Origin of the sequence: Veillonella sp. 27098_8_77 (assembly GCF_041431535.1) — a bacterium.
Lineage (GTDB): Bacteria > Bacillota > Negativicutes > Veillonellales > Veillonellaceae > Veillonella.
The window spans coordinates 18050-36648 of the sequence record NZ_JAPVXW010000018.1 but is presented as its reverse complement, the minus strand read 5'-3'; the positions used below and the strand labels follow the sequence as shown (position 1 = coordinate 36648).

Genomic DNA, 18599 nt, shown 5'->3' with positions numbered 1-18599 from the left:
AAAAGACACACCTTTGGGTGTGTCTTTTTTGTATATTTTCTTTTCTATCCAAGCAGGATAGTTAGAAATATGCACAAAAAATTACTCATTTTAAAATCTATTTAAATTCTATTCACTCATAATTCATATAGAATCTTTATACTATCAATAGTTGATTGAGATCAACTAGGAAATGGAGGTCTACTACTTAATAACTTTTATCTGTCCCTTTTACAAATAATACAAACAACACAACACAAAACAATACAACACATAAAACAACACTTAAATACACAACAATACTCTCCCTGTGTATAAAAAACAATACATATACAAAACTCTCTAATTATATATACCATCTCCCGTATATATAAAGATAAAAGTTAAGTAGACAAAAAAGAGCCCGAAAGGGCTCTTTCCTTTTTCGCATAAATAGTATTATTGTAGTATATTTATCTTTTTGTATACATGAAGGTAAAGGGATAATTGTTTCGCTGTTTTGATATGGATTTATATATTATATAAAAAAGATGAAATTCTTAAATATTTTAGAATTACCTTGACAGATAGGGGTACTTCTTGGTATTATAGTCAGGTATCAAGTACACTTGATGTGCATAGGGGTATAGCTCAATTGGTAGAGTAGCGGTCTCCAAAACCGTTGGTTGTGGGTTCAAGTCCTACTGCCCCTGCCAAACTTTAGAGTCGCGACCTTCGGGTCGCAATTCTATAAAAAAGTTACTTAAAAATATTAAATAATGCTTGCAAAACACTAGCCATTATGTTAATATAATCAAGTACCAAGTACATGACTCAGTAGCTCAGCTGGATAGAGCGTTTGACTACGAATCAAAAGGCCAGGGGTTCGAATCCCTTCTGGGTCACCAAACTAAAACTCACACGAATGTGTGAGTTTTTTTATTTGTCTAAATATATTTTATGGATCATATAGACCAACACTAACTTAGTACCTTTTTAGAATTAGAACAGGCCTGTACTAATATTTAGATACTCATATATGGCTCAATAATGGGGCATAAAAAAGGAGCTGCTTTATAATTGCAGCTCCTTTTGTCATACAATGCCGATAAAACTCATAAGTCTTAGTTTGACACTTCTTTTAATTGTCCTGCAGCAATAGCCATGTTTTTAGAATAAATGGCTTGCATATAACCATAGGTATCTGGTTTTAATTCTTTTAGCTTAGGATTTTTCTTGATATTACGACGTAGGATTTGGCCCGTACGCGCATCAATTAGATTAATTTCGTCTTGTGACCAATAGATGGTATCAGCATCTTGGTTGAAATAGTAGTGATTGATATATTCTGTTATGTAATACATGGCACCTTGATGGCTATATGTTTTAGCGATGATTTCGTAGTTATTTCCTTCCCCTGCACGGACGATGACGCGGTTATCTGCGTAGTATTGTTGGCCGTTCATGCGATACATATAGGAATAGCCTTTAGCGTTCTCTAGGTCACCTATATTGACTGCATGAGCACTACCTACTAAAGTACAAAATGTAAGCGTTAGAATAGCTAATTTTTTCATAGTATGATATTTGCTCCTTACTTTGCGTGGGGTTGATCGGATTCAGCCACAACATTGACAACGACTTGTTGATCTGTTGGTAATTGGCTCATGATGATAGGCATCGGTTGCTCCATGGCTTGAGCAATACCCTTTATTTGTCTTATAGCAACTGGTACAGGTGTAGATAATCCGTTTTGAAAGTTTTGTTCTAGTATATTGATTTCGGTAACTGTTAAACCTGCTTTTGCTGCAAATGTTTCTTGTGAAAGTTGATGTTCCTCGCGGAATGCTTTTATAATGTCTCCGATATACATAATGACCTCCATATGGTAAATTACTCTATCATTATACATGAAAGCACGATGAGATAATAGACAGAGTGAAAGATAGACATTTTTTATTAGTATATTCTTAATATTTATTTATGAAATATAAAAAACTGTTTGACGAAAATCACATACGGTGATAATATAAACACATAGACAACATCATATTTGGGAATAGGTGCTAAAAAGCATAATAGAGAAGCTGGTTAAAGGCCAGCACGGTCCCGCCACTGTATGGTTGAGCGAATCTAATTAAGTCACTGGGAAACTGGGAAGGCTAGATGAGCGTTGACACCGAGTCAGGAGAACTGCCTATTCAACATTCACCATTTGACCTACGAGTGATAGGGAGGAGAAGTTAGAGACTCCCTTTTTACGTACCCGTGAAAAGAATTTTTTTGTGTAAATGATGTTTTGTGGTACACAAATTATAATCTCTGTATTGTTAGAGCAGTCATGGTGAATATACCGTTTGGTATTATCAGCATGGCTTTTGTTATGTCTGTTAATATATTTATTGGTAAATGTAGGGCATGCATTTATTCATCATCATCCTAAAAAGAGAGATGGTCCTAGCACCTAGGTTAGGTGTTTGGACCATCTCTTTTTTTGACTCTTGGTACTTTAGAGTTGATGGATAAATAGATAGCTTGAAATTGTTAATTCTATATATATGATGAAGTCTCATAAAAATTACAAAAAATGATTGACGTCATATATAATAAGTGGTATTATAATTTCAGTCGGTACGCGGGAGTGGCGGAATTGGCAGACGCACCAGACTTAGGATCTGGCGCCTTACGGCGTGGGGGTTCAAGTCCCTTCTCCCGCACCAACTATATTTGCACCTGTAGGTGCTTTTTTTTTGCCTATTTACATCTGTTCAAGGGAACAGATGTTTTTTTGTTCTATAACCCTGTTTTTTTGCATATTCGTAAATATGCTATAATAAATTATCAGTACTATTGTATAAGCGTTGCCATAGATCATACTAAAATCCTTATAATAGGTATTGTAGTACCTACTGTAATAGATGATATACAATACGTTGTAATTAGCATTGTAATAGTATGCAGTAGTACTTGTAACAGATATGTTTAAGATATTATATAGATAATCATTATATGGTGCAGTATGGATACTTCAATTGATACGCTGCTTTCACAAAACCCATCTATGTCAGATGGGCTAAAGGCGTTTCGCCAACAGGGAAAGTCAGTTATATATGGTTTAAGTGGATCGCAAAAGTCGTTTCTCTTAAGTCGTGCTGTTCCAGAGGAACAAGTACAATCTATTATTATCGTGGTGCACGATAAAGAACATAAAGAATTGTGGGAACGAGATTTGGCGTTTTTCTGGCCTAATGTGCAGGTATTGCCATTTCCTATTACGGAACGGGTAGAATTTACTACCGTAGCTCGTAGCCTTGAAGGGCAAGGGGCGCAAATGCGAGCGCTCAGTATGTTGGCCTGGAATCGTTCTGTCGTAGTCATCGCTACGGTAGAGGAGGCCACGCAATATGTAGTTAGCCCTCAATATGTTATATCTCAAAGTGTGCATCTTGAGGTTTCTCAATCTATAGAGCGAGATGAGCTGTTAGAAAAATTAGTTAAAATTGGATATGAACGCGTAGACCAGGTAGAACAACGTGGTCATTTTTCTGTGCGCGGAGATATTTTTGATATCTTCCCTGTGAATAGTGATGATCCAATACGCATGGAATTCTTTGGCGATGAAATCGATACAATGCGCCATTTTTCCGTAGATACACAACGGTCTATTGAAACGGTGGATGCCTATACGGTGACGCCATTCTTTTTAACCAGCGATGATGCAGACAGTACATTGCTATCTTATGCAAAGGATGGACTTATCATTTATGATGAACCGGTGCGCATTCAAGAAGCGTTGAAGAAATTCTTAAAAGAGGATGCAACGCATCGTAAGCAACATTGTGAATGGTCTGAATTGCAACGCTCTGTAGAGGCTAAGATAGAGGTTGCTTTCACATTCATGCAACAGCGCTCTATAGGCTTAGCTGGTTTTTACCCGATTGGTATTCAAGGCAAAACGATGACGAGCTTTGAGCGCCAAATTCCTCTGTTGATGGACGAAATCAAGCAATGGCAAAAGCTAGGGAATCAAGTTGTGCTTGTGATTAATAATTTGCAGCGCCGTGAAGGCATAGAAAAGGCTTTGCATGGTGATGCTATTCCTTATAAGCTTTGTGAAAGCTGGGATTTCGACACCAGTATGGTTCACGTTATGCAAGGCTTATTAACTGATGGTTTTGAATTACCGCATAGTCGTTTAGTCGTCGTTGTAGAAGGCAATATTTACGGTCAGCAAAAACGCAAACTTCGCAATAAGCCTAAAAAGGGTCAAGAAATTAATTATTTCACGGATTTATCGGTGGGCGATTACGTTGTTCATAGCATGCATGGTATCGGTAAATATGTGGGCCTAAAAACGATTGAGACGGAAGGTATCCATCGAGACTACATTGAAATTGCTTATGCCGGAACAGACCGATTGTATTTGCCTGCAAGTAATTTAGATCAATTGCAAAAATATATCGGCAATGAAGGCGATGTGCCACGCATTCATAAGATGGGTGGTAGCGATTGGCGCAAAGCTGTTAGCAAGGCTCAAAAGTCCATTGATGATTTGGCGGATAAATTGGTTGAACTGTATGCGAAACGGGAAATTACAGAAGGCTTTGCCTTCTTGCCAGATCAACCTTGGCAACAAGAATTTGAAGATGCTTTTCCTTATGAGGAAACAGAGGACCAATTACAAGCTACGCGAGAAATTAAAGAGTCCATGGAACGACCAACGCCGATGGACCGGTTGCTAGCTGGGGATGTTGGCTTTGGTAAAACAGAAGTGGCTATGCGTGCTATCTTTAAGGCCGTTGTGAGCGGTAAACAAGTAGCCGTACTGGTACCGACCACTGTATTGGCTCAACAACATTACCAAACGTTTTTAAATCGATTTAATCCATTTGGCGTCAAGGTGGATGTACTCAATCGATTCCGTTCTACGGCGGAGAAGAAAGAGGTCCTAAAGGGCGTAGAAAATGGTTCCATTGATATATTAATCGGTACTCACTCTTTGTTAAATAAGAAGGTAAAATTCAAGGATTTAGGATTCCTCGTAGTCGATGAAGAGCAACGTTTTGGCGTAGCACAAAAGGAAAAATGGAAGGAATGGGCTAATAATATTGACGTCCTTACCTTAAGTGCTACACCTATTCCACGGACCCTTCATATGTCCCTTGTGGGCGTTCGTGAAATGTCTGTAATCAGTACACCGCCAGAGGATAGATTGCCGGTACAAACCTATGTAGTAGAATACGATATGAATCTCATAGCTGATGCAATTAAACGTGAACTCGCACGGGGTGGTCAGGTATACTTCGTGTATAATCGGGTCGCATCGATTAATCATATGGGTGAACTATTAGAACAGGCATTACCGGATTTGCGCTATGCTATTGCACATGGTCAAATGACAGGCCGTCAAATTGAAGAAATTATGACCGATTTTTATGAAGGTCATTATGATGTATTGCTCAGTACAAGCATCATTGAAACTGGCCTTGATATACCGAATGCAAATACGATTATCATATATGATGCGGATCGTTTAGGCTTATCGCAACTCTATCAAATGCGTGGCCGTGTAGGTCGGTCTAGACGACGCGCCTATGCATATTTCATGTATCGACCTGATAAGATGCTTTCAGAAGCGGCAGAAAAACGGTTGAAAGCTATCGAAGAATTCACAGAATTAGGGGCTGGGTTTAAGCTCGCTATGCGTGATTTGGAAATTCGTGGGGCCGGTAATTTATTAGGATCACAACAACACGGTAATATCGCATCGGTCGGTTTTGGTATGTATGTATCCATGTTAGAGGAGGCCATTGCGAAAGCTCAAAATAAAGAGGTCGTCAAAGAGGTTGTACCAGACCCTGCCATTGACCTTGAAATTGATGCGTTCATAGATGACGCCTATATCAAGGATAGTGCGCGCAAGATTTCCGTATATCAACGGATGTTACAAATTAAGAATAAAGCGCAGCTTGACGATTTGACGGATGAACTTATCGATCGTTTTGGTACACCAACGGATCCGGTAGACCGGTTATTACGGGTTGCTCAAATTAAGGAACAGGCTCGTTTGTTGGGGATTAAGAGCATCGTTCGTCGCGATGGTCAGCTCATCATTCATTGGCAAGATGATTCGAAGATGGCCGATTGGGATATGGGTGCTGTTCGCGAAGATTTATGGAAGAAAATGAAGTTCATGGACACAAAACCTGCGTCATTATATATTAGTTTGAATGGATTAAAGGGATCTATTTTAACGATTACAGAAGCGGTGATGAAGGAGTTGTCAAAGAAATCTAAGGGGGGCCTATGAACCGATTTTTAAAGGGGGCCATGATTTTAACCATAGCTGGTGTTATCGTTAAAATTATTGGTGCTTTCAGCAAGGTACTCGTCGCTCGTATTCTTGGAGGCGAGGGGATAGGTCTCTATATGATGGCCTATCCGATATACCAGATTATAGTTAGTATTTCGGCTGCCGGGATTCCTGTGGCCATCTCCATTATGATTGCTGAGAAATTGGCAAATCGCGATATGCGTGGGGTACAACAAGTTTTTAATGTATCCTTGCGCGTACTTACGCTAGTGGGCATTATATTTAGTGTGGGCCTCTATGCCAGTGCAGAATGGCTCGTTAAATGGAATATTATAACCGATCCGCGGGCGTTGATACCAATCCAATTATTATCGCCGGCTATCATTGTCGTTACCATTTTGAGCTGTTTTAGAGGCTATTTCCAAGGTTTTCAATACATGGTGCCTACAGGAACTAGTCAGGTTTTCGAACAAATCTTTCGCGTAGGGTCCATGGTGGGGCTGGCGTACTATTTTATTGATTCCGGATTACATCTGGCCGCAGGTGGCGCTACCTTTGCCACATTTCCAGGCGTCTTAGCCGGTTTAATCGTACTCGTGTATTTTTATAGGTCTCAACGTAGTTTGCGTCAGCAGATGCTAAATGATCAAAATGAGGCGGCGCCTGTAGAATCTAATAGGTCGGTCATAAAACGATTATTCGCATTGGCCATACCTGTTTCTATGGCTAATATTATGTTGCCCATGGTTTCTCTCATTGATACATTCATCGTTCCGAAACGATTGATGGATATTGGATACTATTTGCATGAGGCAACTACACAATTTGGGTATTTGACAGGGATGGCTACGTCGCTCATAGGTTTACCAATTATTTTGACGACAGCTCTAGCTGCGAGCCTCGTACCGGCCGTGTCTGAAGCACATGCAACGGGGAATAATGAACGTATAATCGAGCGTGCTAGCACGGCCATGAAAATTGCGAATCTATTTGCTATACCGGCCTGCATAGGTTTATGCGTATTGGCTACGCCTATTTCACAGCTTATTTATGCGACGCCCAATGCGGGCCCTGTCATTGCCGTGATTAGTCTTAGCATCATCTTTTTAGGTTGGCAACAGATTACGGCCGGTATATTACAAGGCTTAGGTCGTACCGTTATCCCTATGATGTCTATTTTTATAGGGCTCATGGTGAAAGCCATCTTAGATTATCAATTGACTGGATCCATTGAACTCGGTATCAATGGTGCTGCATGGGCTACGAACTTAAACTTTGCTATTGCTGCATTGATTAATCTTGTATTCGTCAAGCGGTATGTAGGGAGTGTTATCCAATGTATGAACCTATTGAAAATCATTATTTCAGCCATGTCCATGGGTGGTGCTACACAAGTTAGCTTTATGTTCCTTGTTGATATGGTCGGTAATGGTGGTGCTGTAGCTATATCTATCCTTGTTGCGCTGGTTGTATATATTTTATCTCTATGGATTACGAAGACCATTGTAATGGATGATATGTATCACATGCCTGTTATCGGTAAACGATTGCGTAAACGCCAAGTGGAGGAAAATCGAATCTATGAAGACCAATATTGATATACAGCCTCTGGTTGAGGTGGTAGAAAAGTTGCGCTCCCCTAATGGATGCCCTTGGGATAAGGTGCAAACGCATGAATCATTACGCCGTTATTTCATTGAAGAAACCTATGAAGTAGTAGATGCCATTGATAATAAAGACATGGATAATCTGCGAGAAGAACTGGGTGATGTATTATTACAGATTGTGTTTCATAGTAGCCTTGCTGAAGAATCGGGTGATTTTACATTACAAGATGTAATAAATGATGTAACTAAGAAGATGATTCATCGTCACCCTCATGTATTTCCAGAAGAAAATCCTGATAATAAGGAAAAAATATACACTTGGGATGAATTAAAGGCTCAAGAAAAAGGAAATATACGAAAAAGTGTATTAGATGGTGTATCCAAGGGTTTACCTGCATTGGTGGCTGCTCAAAAGCTACAGGACAAGGCTGGAAAGGTAGGTTTTGACTGGGATGAACTCGATCCGATTTGGGCAAAAGTTCAGGAAGAAATCAGTGAATTTAAGGAGGCCGTAGCCTTAAAAGATAGAGAAAATATGGAAAAAGAGGCAGGAGATGTGCTTTTTTCCTTGATTAATCTATTTAGATGGTATAAAATAAGCGGTGAAAATGCACTGAATCGCACAAACACTAAGTTCCGACAGCGTTTTTCACATGTAGAAGCTTGTGTTAACCAAAGCGATCGCTCATGGGAAGACTTTTCATTAGCTGAGCTGGATGCTTTTTGGGAGGAGGCTAAAGTGCAGGAAAAGTAACCTAGAGGTATGTTAGTAATCTCGGGTATTGTATTTTTAAGGAGGTTCTGTCATGAACAAAACAGAATTAATCGCAAGTGTTGCACAAAAAACTGAATTGACTAAAAAAGACGCTGAAAAAGCTGTTAAAGCTGTATTCGACACAGTTGCTGAAGAATTAGCTGCTGGTGGTAAAGTTCAAGTTATCGGCTTCGGTACTTTCGAAGTTCGTGAACGCGCTGCTCGTGAAGGCCGCAACCCACAAAACGGTAAAACTATCACTATTAAAGCTTCCAAATCTCCTGCATTCAAAGCTGGTAAAGGTTTGAAAGAACAAGTTAACGCAGCTCCTGCAAAAAAACGCAAAAAATAATCTGAATAAGATGTAAAAGAGACCCGATAGGGTCTCTTTTTTCGTCTATGTTATTTTTTCTTGTTTATGTGGTATAATCACTAGGAAAGGATAGATTATGACTACAGAACATTCACGGAAGGTTCTCATTGTGTCCGCCTCGATTGGAACAGGGCACATGCAGGCCGCACGGGCGATAGAAGAATATTGGAAATTAAAAGAACCACAGGCTGAGATTAGCCATGTGGATTTTCTTGATACGGAAACCTTGTCGGTAGAACATCTTATTAAGGGAACATACATCAAGATGATTGACGTATTTCCCATGCTATACGATATGATTTATCGCGTATCAAAGGGTGAGAAAAAAGGGACGATTTTACAAACCGTTTTGTCCTACATTCTAAAAAGTCGTATGTTGAAATTGATTCAACAAGAACAACCGGATGTCATTGTATTTACCCATCCATTTCCTTGTGGTGCTGCTAGTATTTTGAAGCGTCAAGGTCTTATTGATGTACCGCTAGTGGCTATTTTAACGGACTTTAGTAGTCATCAGTTTTGGATTTATCCGCAAGTGGATACTTATTTTGTCGCTACTGAAGACATGGTAGGGGAAATGACAGCTGTAGGGATAGAACAAGATAAGATTCATGTATCTGGCATTCCCGTGCGCAGATCATTCTTTAAGGACGCTATTGATCATTATGAAATGAAATCACCTGTTAAGGTTCTCGTTATGGGTGGTGGTTTAGGATTGGGCTCACTAGAGATTGCCCTCCAACATTTAGATGCTGTCGATGGTATCGATGAGATTACTGTCGTAGCTGGACAAAATACATCCCTTTATGAATCATTGGTAAATTTAAGCGTCCGTATGAATACGAAAACTACCGTATATGGATATACGTCTAATATTTCAGAGCTTATGCACACATCGACGATGCTCGTTACAAAACCGGGGGCATTGACATGTATGGAGGCTGTTACGATTGGACTACCTATGGTGTTCTTTAATGCCATTCCAGGCCAAGAAGAGGCCAATGCAGCACTATTAGAGGAAAGGGGCTGCGCACGTTGGGCTAGAGATATACATAATCTAGAGGACGTAGTTGCCGCTCTATTAATTAATCCTCTACGGTTACAACAAATGTCAGAACAAGCGCGTGCATGGCATGTAGATGGAGCTGCCAATATCGTCAATAAACTCATTATGATTCTTGATGCGAATCAAGAGGCACTTTCAGCAAAGTGTGAATTAGAAGCGTTATAAATAAAAAAGGTCATCTACCAAACGTATTGTACCTACCATATAGTATGGATTAGGTATCCAATAGCTTGGGGATGACCTTTTATTTATTCTCGTGATTGATTATTGATAGTTTTCAATGTTCTCTGTGCGAATTGTTTGTAATGCTTCTAAGAATTCTTCGGTTGCACTATGTTCCTCCAGTAGTGCTTGTAATTGATGAGAGTCATTAAGGCTCACACTCCATTGGAATGAATCTGTATCGTCATAGACATTGAATACAATGGGTGTATCTAGCGTGTCTGGCATGTGACCATCATCGTCGGATACGGTGGCATAGGTGCCATCGTCTAATAGTTCCACAAAAAGTGTGTCATATCCGTCAAAGTCGATAATTTCAAAATCTAGAGCATCATAAAAATCTAATACTGCATCTGTTGCCATGAGGACCTCCTTATAGTTTATAGTCACTATGTCGCGTATCGCGTAACTGTCTATGTATCTATCTGTATTCTACTGATGCGGTGTATGACTGTCAATGAAAATCTGTAGTATAATAAGTAACAGAATGAAAGCAGAGGAGTACGGTAATGAACGTAATCAGTTTACAGAATATAGAGAAATCATATGGCACGCGATTGCTATTTACCGATGTGTCCATTACATTTACGGATCAAAAACGTTTGGGTCTCGTAGGGATTAATGGGACCGGTAAATCTACGTTTTTAAAAATCTTAACAGGTCAGATGGAAAGCGATAAAGGGACTATTGAACGCAATGGTAAGGCCACCATTCATTACTTGGCACAAACGCCGGTTTTTGATGAAGGGAATACCTTGTTAGAAGCTATTTTGGATGGGGACCATCCACGATTGCAACTTGTAAAGCGTTTTGATAAGGCCAGTCGTGATTATCATTATATACAAGAGCAAGGTGTGTCCGATGAGCATATTGAACGCCGCTACATGCAGTGCTTAGAGGAAATGGATGCTCAAGATGGTTGGCAAGTAGAGCAAGAGGCGCGTATTATTTTGAATAAATTAGGCTTTCACGATGTAAACCTGTCTGTTAGCCTCCTATCAGGAGGTCAAAAACGTCGATTAGCATTAGGACAAGCCTTATTATATCCTTGTGATTTGCTCCTCTTAGATGAACCGACCAACCATTTGGATGAGGATAGTATTGAATGGCTCGAAACGTATTTGAGTAATCGTCAAGGTGGTCTTTTAATTAGTACCCATGACCGGTATTTTCTAGACTCCGTATGTAATGGCATTTTGGAATTATCTAATCGTCATATGTATGAGTACGAAGGAAATTATGAAAAATTTATCGAATTGAAAGCAGACCGTGAGGCACGCCAAGCTGCGACTGAAGAGAAACGCCGTCAATTTTTAAAACGGGAAATCGAATGGGTTCGCCGTGGTGCACAGGCACGCAGTACAAAGCAAAAGGCCCGTTTACAACGGTATGAAACACTTAAAAAAATGGAGAAAACCAGACGTCCGGATCAGATGGACCCTATTGCCTTGAAGACACGTTTAGGCAAAACTATTTTTGATATGGAACATCTATCCTTTGATTTTGACGGGCGCCCTATGATTGATGATTTTACATACCACGTGGTACGTCATGATCGCATCGGTATCGTAGGCCCTAATGGAGTTGGTAAGTCGACATTTATGAAGGTCTTAGATGGTACCTATGAACCTACATCGGGGACCATAGGAAAGGGCGAAACCGTCCGTATTGCGCATTTTAAACAGGAATTACCAGAATTTGATGAAAATATGCGCGTTCTTGATTATATAAAAGAGGATCATACCTATATGGCGCTCGGTGATGGAACGACACTGAGTGCAGGGCAGATTTTGGAACGCTTTTTATTTACACCCGAATTACATGGTGTGCCAATCCGCAAATTGTCCGGTGGTGAACGGCGTAGATTGTACCTCTTAAAATTGCTTATGAGTGCGCCGAATGTGCTTCTCTTGGATGAACCAACCAATGATTTGGACATTCCTACATTAGAGGTGCTTGAGGACTTTCTCGACTCTTTCAGTGGCGTCATTATTACCGTATGTCATGACCGTTATTTCCTTGATCGTGTGGTAGATAAATTATTTGTATTTACCGGCAATGGTCACATTGATATCGTGCAAGGATCTTATTCTGATTATAAGGCTGACATGGGTGAAAGTAATAATTCACCATTCTATGTACCTGAACAACAGCACTCTAATGTGCATAGCACAGAAGCATCCTCTGATTCTACGGATACCATTGGTGCATCCTCTAGTACTGAATCTAGTCATACAGAAAGTCCTGTAAAGAAAGGCCTTAATAAGGCCGAAGAGGCAGAATATGCATCGATTATGGAGGAACTACCAAAACTAGAACATCTTGTTAAAGGGTTGGATGTCATGATTAGCCAAGCCGGTACGGACTATGAAAAAATGCAGACCCTCATGGCTGAACGAGAAGAGACACAATCTCAAATCGATACATTGACTGAACGATGGATGGAATTAGAAGAACGTCTATAAATCTTTATTTCATGCGATTTTTTAATACCTGATATGCATAGGAATTACTTTCAGAATCATTGATAAAAATCACATTTTGTAGTATAATTTCATCGATTAACGATAACAACGTTACCTAAGTAGGAGGAAACATGAGTAAGTACGAATTTTTAGATCGTCGTGTGCCTATTGAAGAAGGCAATATTGCCATTGTGCAAGATTTATCCAAATGTAAAAATTGTTCCTTATGTCGTAAAGCGTGCGCTGTTGATATGGGCGTATTCGACTATTACGATTTGACAACAAATGGAGATCATCCAATCTGCATTCATTGCGGTCAATGTGCATCCATTTGTCCATTTGATTCTATTAATGAACGTTCTGAAATCGATGAAGTTAAGGCTGCGATTGCAGACCCTAATAAAATCGTTGTCTTCCAAACGGCACCAGCTGTGCGCGTTGGTTTAGGCGAAGAGTTCGGTATGGACGCTGGTACATTCGTAGAAGGTAAAATGGTTGCGGCCCTTCGTAAATTGGGTGGCGATTATGTACTTGATACAAACTTTGGTGCAGACATGACTATCATGGAAGAAGCATCCGAGTTGGTTGAACGTGTTCTTAATGGAAGCGGTGAATTGCCTCAATTCACATCTTGCTGTCCTGCTTGGGTAAAATTCGCTGAAACATTCTACCCAGAATTTTTACCAAACTTATCTACTGCAAAGAGTCCAATTGCTATGCAAGCACCTACGCAAAAAACATATTTTGCTGAAAAAATGGGCATCGATGCAAAACAAATCGTTGCAGTTGCAGTAACACCATGTACAGCTAAGAAATTTGAAATTCGTCGTGATGAATTAAATGCATCTGCCGATTACTGGGATGTACCAGAAATGCGCGATACAGATTACTGTATTACTACGCGTGAACTTGCAAAATGGTTGCGTGCAGAAGAAGTTAACTTTGACGAATTGGAAGATTCCACATTTGATCCATTGATGGGTGAAGCATCTGGTGGCGGTATCATCTTCGGTAATACTGGTGGTGTAATGGAAGCCGCTATGCGTACTGCTTATAAGTTCGTTACAGGTGAAGATGCACCTAGCACATTAATTCCATTCGAAGCAATTCGTGGCATGGATGGTGCTCGTGAGGCCGATGTAGTGATTGGTGATAAAACATTACATGTAGCAGCTGTTCATGGTACTGGCAACTTGCGTAAATTCATTGAACGTATGCGCGCAGAAAATATCCATTATGATTTCATCGAAGTTATGGCTTGCCGTGGTGGCTGTATCGGTGGTGGTGGTCAACCACGTGTTAAATTACCGATGGCCGATAAAGCTCGTGAAGCTCGTATTGCATCCTTGTATACGCGCGATAGCGAAGTGGCGATTAAATCTTCTTGCGATAATCCAGATATCCAAAAATTATATGCTGAGTTCTTTGAAGGTAAACCATTGAGCCATAAAGCACATCATATGTTGCATACTACATTTGTAAACCGCGCTGAAGATTTAGGTCCTAATGGTGCATGTACACCGGCTACATGTCCAACATCTGTGCCTAATTTGAAAAAGGCTGCAGAAGCAGCAAAAGCGGCAGCTGAAGCAAATAATTAATTATTTATAAATCTGAATAAAAATCTTGAAAATCCGCATAAAATAGCATATACTAAATATTGTGAAAGATAACAATATAATAGTCCATAGAGAGAGGTATATGCTAATGACATGGGGCGGACAGAGAGAAGGTTCTGGTCGTAGACCTCGTAGTTGCAAGCGCGAATGTCGTTCATTCCGCTTGACTGATGAGGAATACCAAATCTTGAAACCACTGATAGAGGCTATTAGAATGCGTACAGATGCATCTAATAAGCAACTAAGAGTACTTGATTAACTAAATATTGACATGGTATATGTATATAAAATATCTTTTTATACTCTTCCAATAATAGCAACTCTTATACATGCCATGTGAATAGGTGAAAGTTAGACCCGATTGGGTCTAACTTTTTTTATTGTAAATAAATACATAAGGTATAGGCATTTTAACTATACCTAGCTATAATATGAGTATACAAGTTGTAAGTATAGGAGGTGTTAGCTTGTTACAAGATTTACTATCAGAGGATAATGTGTCCTTTCATTATCCTGCAGAGACCTGGGAAGATGTAATCCGTCATGGTGGTCAACTCATGGTCGATGCTGGCTTTACAGAGCCTACATATACAGAGGCTATGATTGAAGTCGTTCGCGAGATGGGCCCTTATATCGTATTGGCACCGGGGCTTGCCATGCCTCATGCGCGCCCAGAAATGGGGGCTAAACAAGTAGGGACAGCCCTTGTTACATTGGAAAAACCGATCGATTTTGGTAGCCCAGAGAATGACCCTGTATCAGTAGCGGTATTTTTGTGTGCGCCGAATAAGGATGAACATATTCAATTACTTACAGATATTGCGACGCTCTTTGAAGATGAAGAATTTCTTGATGCGTCTGCTAATTTTGAAAGTATTGAAGATGTACAACAATTTTTATCTGAACATTTAGAAGATGCGTAATTTTTAGGGAGGTATACTATGATTTCCATCTTAACTGTATGTGGTAATGGCATCGGCTCTAGCTTGATGTTAAAAATGAAAATTGAAGAAATTTGTGCAGAAAATAATATTGAAGCACAAGTAGAATCAATCGACTTTAATGCGGCTCAAGGTCGTAAAGCTGATTTAATCGTAACTGTGAAAGAATTAGCAGAGCAATTTGAAGATAAGAATGTAGCTATTGTACGCAGTTATATTAATAAAAAGAAAATTAAAGAAGATATTTTGGAACGATTACAAGAAATCGCTAAGTAATTCATAGGGGAGATAGTTCTATGGAAATGATATTAGAATTCTTACGAGATGTATTGAGTCAGCCAGCCTTGTTGATTGGTATTATGTCCTGTGTAGGTTTAATCGCTTTAAAACGACCATTTCATAAGATTATGACGGGTACATTAAAGCCAATCCTTGGCTATTTAATGCTTGCTGCTGGTGCTGGTGTTATCGTTAGCAATCTTGATCCACTTGGAAAAATGATTGAACACGGATTCCATATTACTGGTGTTGTACCAAATAATGAAGCTATTGTAGCTGTAGCACAAAAGGTGCTTGGTGTTGAAACGATGTCTATCCTCGTTGTAGGCTTATTGATGAACTTATTAATTGCTCGTTTCACCAAGTTTAAATACGTATTCCTTACAGGCCACCACAGCTTATTTATGGCTTGTTTAATGTCTGCTGTACTCGGAACAGCAGGTTTATCCGGTATTGAGTTAATCCTTGTAGGTGGGTTCTTAATGGGGGCATGGTCTGCTATTTCTCCAGCCATCGGTCAAAGCTATACTTCTAAAGTTACCGATGGTGATGAAATCGCATTGGGCCATTTTGGTAGTTTAGGTTACTATCTATCTGCATGGGTAGCAAAATATGTAGGTAAGGCAGAAGAAAGTACAGAAGATATTGAAATCCCTGAAAAATGGGGCTTCTTGCGTGATTCTACACTATCTACTGCATTGACTATGATCGTATTTTATTTAATCGCAGCTATTGCCGCAGGTTCTGAATTCGTAGCAACTCTATCCGGTTCTATGAGCCCATATTTATTTGCTGTTATGAGTGCTATGAACTTTGCTGTAGGTGTAGCTATCGTATACTCTGGTGTACGCATGATCTTAGGTGACTTGATTCCAGCATTCCAAGGTATTGCTACAAAAATTATTCCTAATGCCATCCCAGCTGTAGACTGTGCTGTATTCTTTACCTATGCACCAACAGCTGTTGTATTGGGCTTTATTAGTTCCTTTATTGGTGGTATCATTGGTATGCTTATTCTAGGTGCTGTAGGTGGCGTACTTATTATTCCTGGTCTTGTACCTCACTTCTTCTGCGGTGCAACAGCAGGTATCTATGGTAATGCTACCGGCGGTCGTCGTGGTGCTGCAGTAGGTGCATTCCTTAATGGTTTAGCTATTACATTCTTACCAGCGCTAGCATTGCCAGTTTTAGGTCAATTAGGTTTCCAAAATACTACATTCGGTGATGCGGACTTTGCCGTAATGGGCCTCGTATTAGGTAATGCTTTTGAATGGATTGGCATGGCGGGCATCTATGCTGTCGTTGTTATTGCCGCTCTTGTTCTTATTATTCCTAACTTTATTAAAACAAAAGGGAAAGTTATTAATTACGTAGAAGAGGAATAATGAAAACAACTGAGCAACATAGTAATGTAGTGATTCGATATGTATTTCTGATCATTGGTGCTATAAGTTTTTGTCTTGGTACGGCCGGAATCATATTACCCATATTGCCAACAGTTCCTTTTTATATGCTTACGTTATTTTGTTTAGCTCGTGGTTCTGAACGCTTTCATAGAATGTTTCTAGAGTCTCAGTTATATAAAAAGACAGTAGGTGCATATGAACGGGATAAAGCATTGACGTTGCGGGCAAAGTTGTCCATTTTAGCTTCTGTAACTACAATTATGTTAATAGGTGCTTATTTTTCTAGGAATATTCCTATTGCCCTTATTATTATGGCGGTCGTATGGATTGCTCATGTTATAGCATTATTATTTGTAGTTAAAACAAAAAAATAGCTAGCTATATACTAAATCCCTCGTATTAGAGAATACTTTAATACGAGGGATTTTTTCGTATTAGCGGATTCCATTATATAGAGTAAATGAATATATTACTTGTATTTTAATAAAAATTACATGAATTATTACTAAAATGAATTTGACAATTAATCTCAAAATACTTAATATATAATATATTGTTTATAATTTATATATATGGTGATACTATGAATCAACATGCTCATATGAAATTACAATCAGGGGTATGTATGGCTAGACATACCGTATTTGACGGTATTGATTTGCTATTCCTCGATGTACAGCGTGAATCGATTCAATTTTTCGCCAAATCTCATACAAAGACATTTGCAATTAATCATTGTGAAGAGGGCCGTATTGAATGCAAATTCGCATCTGGAGAATACTTGTATATGGGGCCAGGGGATATGTCGTTAGGGTGGCATATCAGGTCTGACTATCAGCATGAGAATTACTTCCCTACAAAATCGTTTAAAGGGATAGTGCTATTAGTAGATGTAGAACGAGCTCAGCATGTATTAGATACCCTTGTAGCAGATACACAGATTGATTTGGCTGCCATAGCCAATCGATTTTGTGAAAATACAGACTTTGGTATGATGATGGAGGAAACCGAGTCGGTTCGCCAAATTTTTTCCAGTTTATATAATGTGCCAGATCCTATTAGATCTCATTATTTTAAGCTCAAGATTGTAGAAATATTTTTATTATTATCTGTAATCTCTACAGACTCCTATGAAAAACGAGGAAGTTACCGAAAGCAACAGGTAGATATTGTAAAAGCAGTAAGTAAATATTTGTCTAAGAATTTCGTCAAACGCATTACCATTGATGATTTATCTCGTGACTTTGATGTCCCTGCATCAACCTTAAAGCGTTGCTTTAAGGGCGTATATGGTGTGACGATTCATCAATTCATCAAGGAATGTCGCCTTAATGAGGCAAAACGTTTACTGCAAGAAACGGATGAATCCATCTTGCAAATTGCCAATGCCGTAGGTTATGAAAACGGTAGTAAATTTACAAGTACCTTTAAGGACTTTGTCGGTATGACACCGAGTGATTATCGTAGAGTATAATTACATATTGTTTAACTATATCTAACAAAAGTATCGAAATCGTATAATTTTGGTCTTTTCGGAGTAGATATACAAGATACACTTTGTTAACATAAAAATGTAAATGATTTTCAATGTCATTA

General features: G+C 39.2%; 16 protein-coding genes, 3 tRNA genes and 1 riboswitch. Of the genes, 16 read left to right on the top strand and 3 right to left on the bottom strand.

What is annotated here, in order from left to right:
• The first annotated feature begins 598 nt into the window (after positions 1-598).
• Positions 599-674: transfer RNA gene (locus O3617_RS08905), tRNA-Trp, on the top strand.
• A 115-nt stretch (positions 675-789) separates the two neighbouring features.
• Positions 790-866 (top strand) — tRNA-Arg (locus tag O3617_RS08900).
• A 216-nt stretch (positions 867-1082) separates the two neighbouring features.
• Here O3617_RS08900 and O3617_RS08895 read toward each other — a convergent pair.
• Complete coding sequence (locus tag O3617_RS08895) at positions 1083-1535, bottom strand: hypothetical protein (protein WP_371449614.1); 453 nt, start codon at positions 1533-1535, stop codon at positions 1083-1085.
• 17 nt (positions 1536-1552) lie between these two features.
• The gene (locus O3617_RS08890) at positions 1553-1831 is read right to left on the bottom strand and encodes a helix-turn-helix domain-containing protein (RefSeq protein WP_371449613.1); all 279 of its coding nucleotides are present in this window, start codon (positions 1829-1831) and stop codon (positions 1553-1555) included.
• 171 nt (positions 1832-2002) lie between these two features.
• Positions 2003-2174, top strand: a riboswitch (cobalamin riboswitch).
• A 419-nt stretch (positions 2175-2593) separates the two neighbouring features.
• Between O3617_RS08890 and O3617_RS08885 the strand changes: the two genes are divergently transcribed.
• From O3617_RS08885 to O3617_RS08860, 6 genes are all read left to right on the top strand, one after another.
• Positions 2594-2678, top strand: a tRNA-Leu gene (locus O3617_RS08885).
• 299 nt (positions 2679-2977) lie between these two features.
• Positions 2978-6268, top strand: a complete 3291-nt coding sequence (gene mfd / locus O3617_RS08880; protein ID WP_371449612.1) for a transcription-repair coupling factor — start codon at positions 2978-2980, stop codon at positions 6266-6268.
• Positions 6265-7869: a polysaccharide biosynthesis C-terminal domain-containing protein gene (locus tag O3617_RS08875; RefSeq protein WP_371449611.1), complete on the top strand. Its 1605-nt coding sequence runs from the start codon at positions 6265-6267 to the stop codon at positions 7867-7869. The genes mfd and O3617_RS08875 overlap by 4 nt, the downstream gene beginning before the upstream one ends.
• Positions 7853-8632 (top strand): nucleoside triphosphate pyrophosphohydrolase, encoded by a 780-nt coding sequence (gene mazG, locus O3617_RS08870; protein ID WP_371449610.1) that lies wholly within the window; start codon positions 7853-7855, stop codon positions 8630-8632. Before O3617_RS08875 ends, mazG begins: the two co-directional genes overlap by 17 nt.
• Positions 8633-8684: 52 nt before the next feature.
• Positions 8685-8984, top strand: coding sequence for an HU family DNA-binding protein (locus O3617_RS08865; RefSeq protein ID WP_005381952.1), 300 nt, complete (start codon positions 8685-8687; stop codon positions 8982-8984).
• Between the two features lie 97 nt (positions 8985-9081).
• Positions 9082-10236, top strand: a complete 1155-nt coding sequence (locus tag O3617_RS08860; RefSeq protein ID WP_371449608.1) for a glycosyltransferase — start codon at positions 9082-9084, stop codon at positions 10234-10236.
• 99 nt (positions 10237-10335) lie between these two features.
• On the opposite strand, the gene O3617_RS08855 is transcribed toward O3617_RS08860, so the two are convergent.
• A complete protein-coding gene (locus tag O3617_RS08855; protein ID WP_371449607.1) occupies positions 10336-10656 on the bottom strand; it encodes a hypothetical protein in 321 nt (106 codons plus the stop codon).
• A 146-nt stretch (positions 10657-10802) separates the two neighbouring features.
• On the opposite strand from O3617_RS08855, the gene O3617_RS08850 reads away from it, so the two are divergent.
• The 8 genes from O3617_RS08850 (at position 10803) to O3617_RS08815 (ending at position 18477) form a co-directional block, all read left to right on the top strand.
• Positions 10803-12758 (top strand): ABC-F family ATP-binding cassette domain-containing protein, encoded by a 1956-nt coding sequence (locus O3617_RS08850; protein ID WP_371449605.1) that lies wholly within the window; start codon positions 10803-10805, stop codon positions 12756-12758.
• A gap of 131 nt (positions 12759-12889) precedes the next feature.
• Positions 12890-14359, top strand: a complete 1470-nt coding sequence (locus O3617_RS08845; RefSeq protein ID WP_371449604.1) for a [FeFe] hydrogenase, group A — start codon at positions 12890-12892, stop codon at positions 14357-14359.
• Between the two features lie 100 nt (positions 14360-14459).
• A complete protein-coding gene (locus O3617_RS08840) occupies positions 14460-14636 on the top strand; it encodes a hypothetical protein (RefSeq protein ID WP_371449616.1) in 177 nt (58 codons plus the stop codon).
• Between the two features lie 208 nt (positions 14637-14844).
• Complete coding sequence (locus O3617_RS08835) at positions 14845-15300, top strand: PTS sugar transporter subunit IIA (protein WP_371449603.1); 456 nt, start codon at positions 14845-14847, stop codon at positions 15298-15300.
• A gap of 18 nt (positions 15301-15318) precedes the next feature.
• Entirely contained in the window at positions 15319-15594 is a 276-nt protein-coding gene (locus O3617_RS08830; RefSeq protein ID WP_005378665.1) for a PTS sugar transporter subunit IIB, read from the top strand.
• A 20-nt stretch (positions 15595-15614) separates the two neighbouring features.
• Positions 15615-16982: a PTS ascorbate transporter subunit IIC gene (locus O3617_RS08825; RefSeq protein ID WP_371449602.1), complete on the top strand. Its 1368-nt coding sequence runs from the start codon at positions 15615-15617 to the stop codon at positions 16980-16982.
• Positions 16982-17377, top strand: a complete 396-nt coding sequence (locus O3617_RS08820; RefSeq protein ID WP_371449601.1) for a YbaN family protein — start codon at positions 16982-16984, stop codon at positions 17375-17377. The genes O3617_RS08825 and O3617_RS08820 overlap by 1 nt, the downstream gene beginning before the upstream one ends.
• A gap of 209 nt (positions 17378-17586) precedes the next feature.
• Positions 17587-18477, top strand: a complete 891-nt coding sequence (locus O3617_RS08815) for a helix-turn-helix transcriptional regulator (RefSeq protein WP_371449600.1) — start codon at positions 17587-17589, stop codon at positions 18475-18477.
• Positions 18478-18599: the final 122 nt, after the last annotated feature.

Excerpts from the sequence above, each read along its gene's own strand:
- mazG (WP_371449610.1), top strand. The coding sequence starts at position 7,853 with ATGAAGACCAATATTGATATACAGCCTCTGGTTGAGGTGGTAGAAAAG.
- O3617_RS08820 (WP_371449601.1), top strand. The coding sequence starts at position 16,982 with ATGAAAACAACTGAGCAACATAGTAATGTAGTGATTCGATATGTATTT.
- O3617_RS08845 (WP_371449604.1), top strand. The coding sequence starts at position 12,890 with ATGAGTAAGTACGAATTTTTAGATCGTCGTGTGCCTATTGAAGAAGGC.
- O3617_RS08875 (WP_371449611.1), top strand. The coding sequence starts at position 6,265 with ATGAACCGATTTTTAAAGGGGGCCATGATTTTAACCATAGCTGGTGTT.
- O3617_RS08815 (WP_371449600.1), top strand. The coding sequence starts at position 17,587 with ATGAATCAACATGCTCATATGAAATTACAATCAGGGGTATGTATGGCT.
- O3617_RS08865 (WP_005381952.1), top strand. The coding sequence starts at position 8,685 with ATGAACAAAACAGAATTAATCGCAAGTGTTGCACAAAAAACTGAATTG.
- mfd (WP_371449612.1), top strand. The coding sequence starts at position 2,978 with ATGGATACTTCAATTGATACGCTGCTTTCACAAAACCCATCTATGTCA.
- O3617_RS08860 (WP_371449608.1), top strand. The coding sequence starts at position 9,082 with ATGACTACAGAACATTCACGGAAGGTTCTCATTGTGTCCGCCTCGATT.
- O3617_RS08855 (WP_371449607.1), bottom strand. The coding sequence starts at position 10,656 with ATGGCAACAGATGCAGTATTAGATTTTTATGATGCTCTAGATTTTGAA.
- O3617_RS08895 (WP_371449614.1), bottom strand. The coding sequence starts at position 1,535 with ATGAAAAAATTAGCTATTCTAACGCTTACATTTTGTACTTTAGTAGGT.
- O3617_RS08830 (WP_005378665.1), top strand. The coding sequence starts at position 15,319 with ATGATTTCCATCTTAACTGTATGTGGTAATGGCATCGGCTCTAGCTTG.
- O3617_RS08850 (WP_371449605.1), top strand. The coding sequence starts at position 10,803 with ATGAACGTAATCAGTTTACAGAATATAGAGAAATCATATGGCACGCGA.
- O3617_RS08840 (WP_371449616.1), top strand. The coding sequence starts at position 14,460 with ATGCTAATGACATGGGGCGGACAGAGAGAAGGTTCTGGTCGTAGACCT.
- O3617_RS08825 (WP_371449602.1), top strand. The coding sequence starts at position 15,615 with ATGGAAATGATATTAGAATTCTTACGAGATGTATTGAGTCAGCCAGCC.
- O3617_RS08890 (WP_371449613.1), bottom strand. The coding sequence starts at position 1,831 with ATGTATATCGGAGACATTATAAAAGCATTCCGCGAGGAACATCAACTT.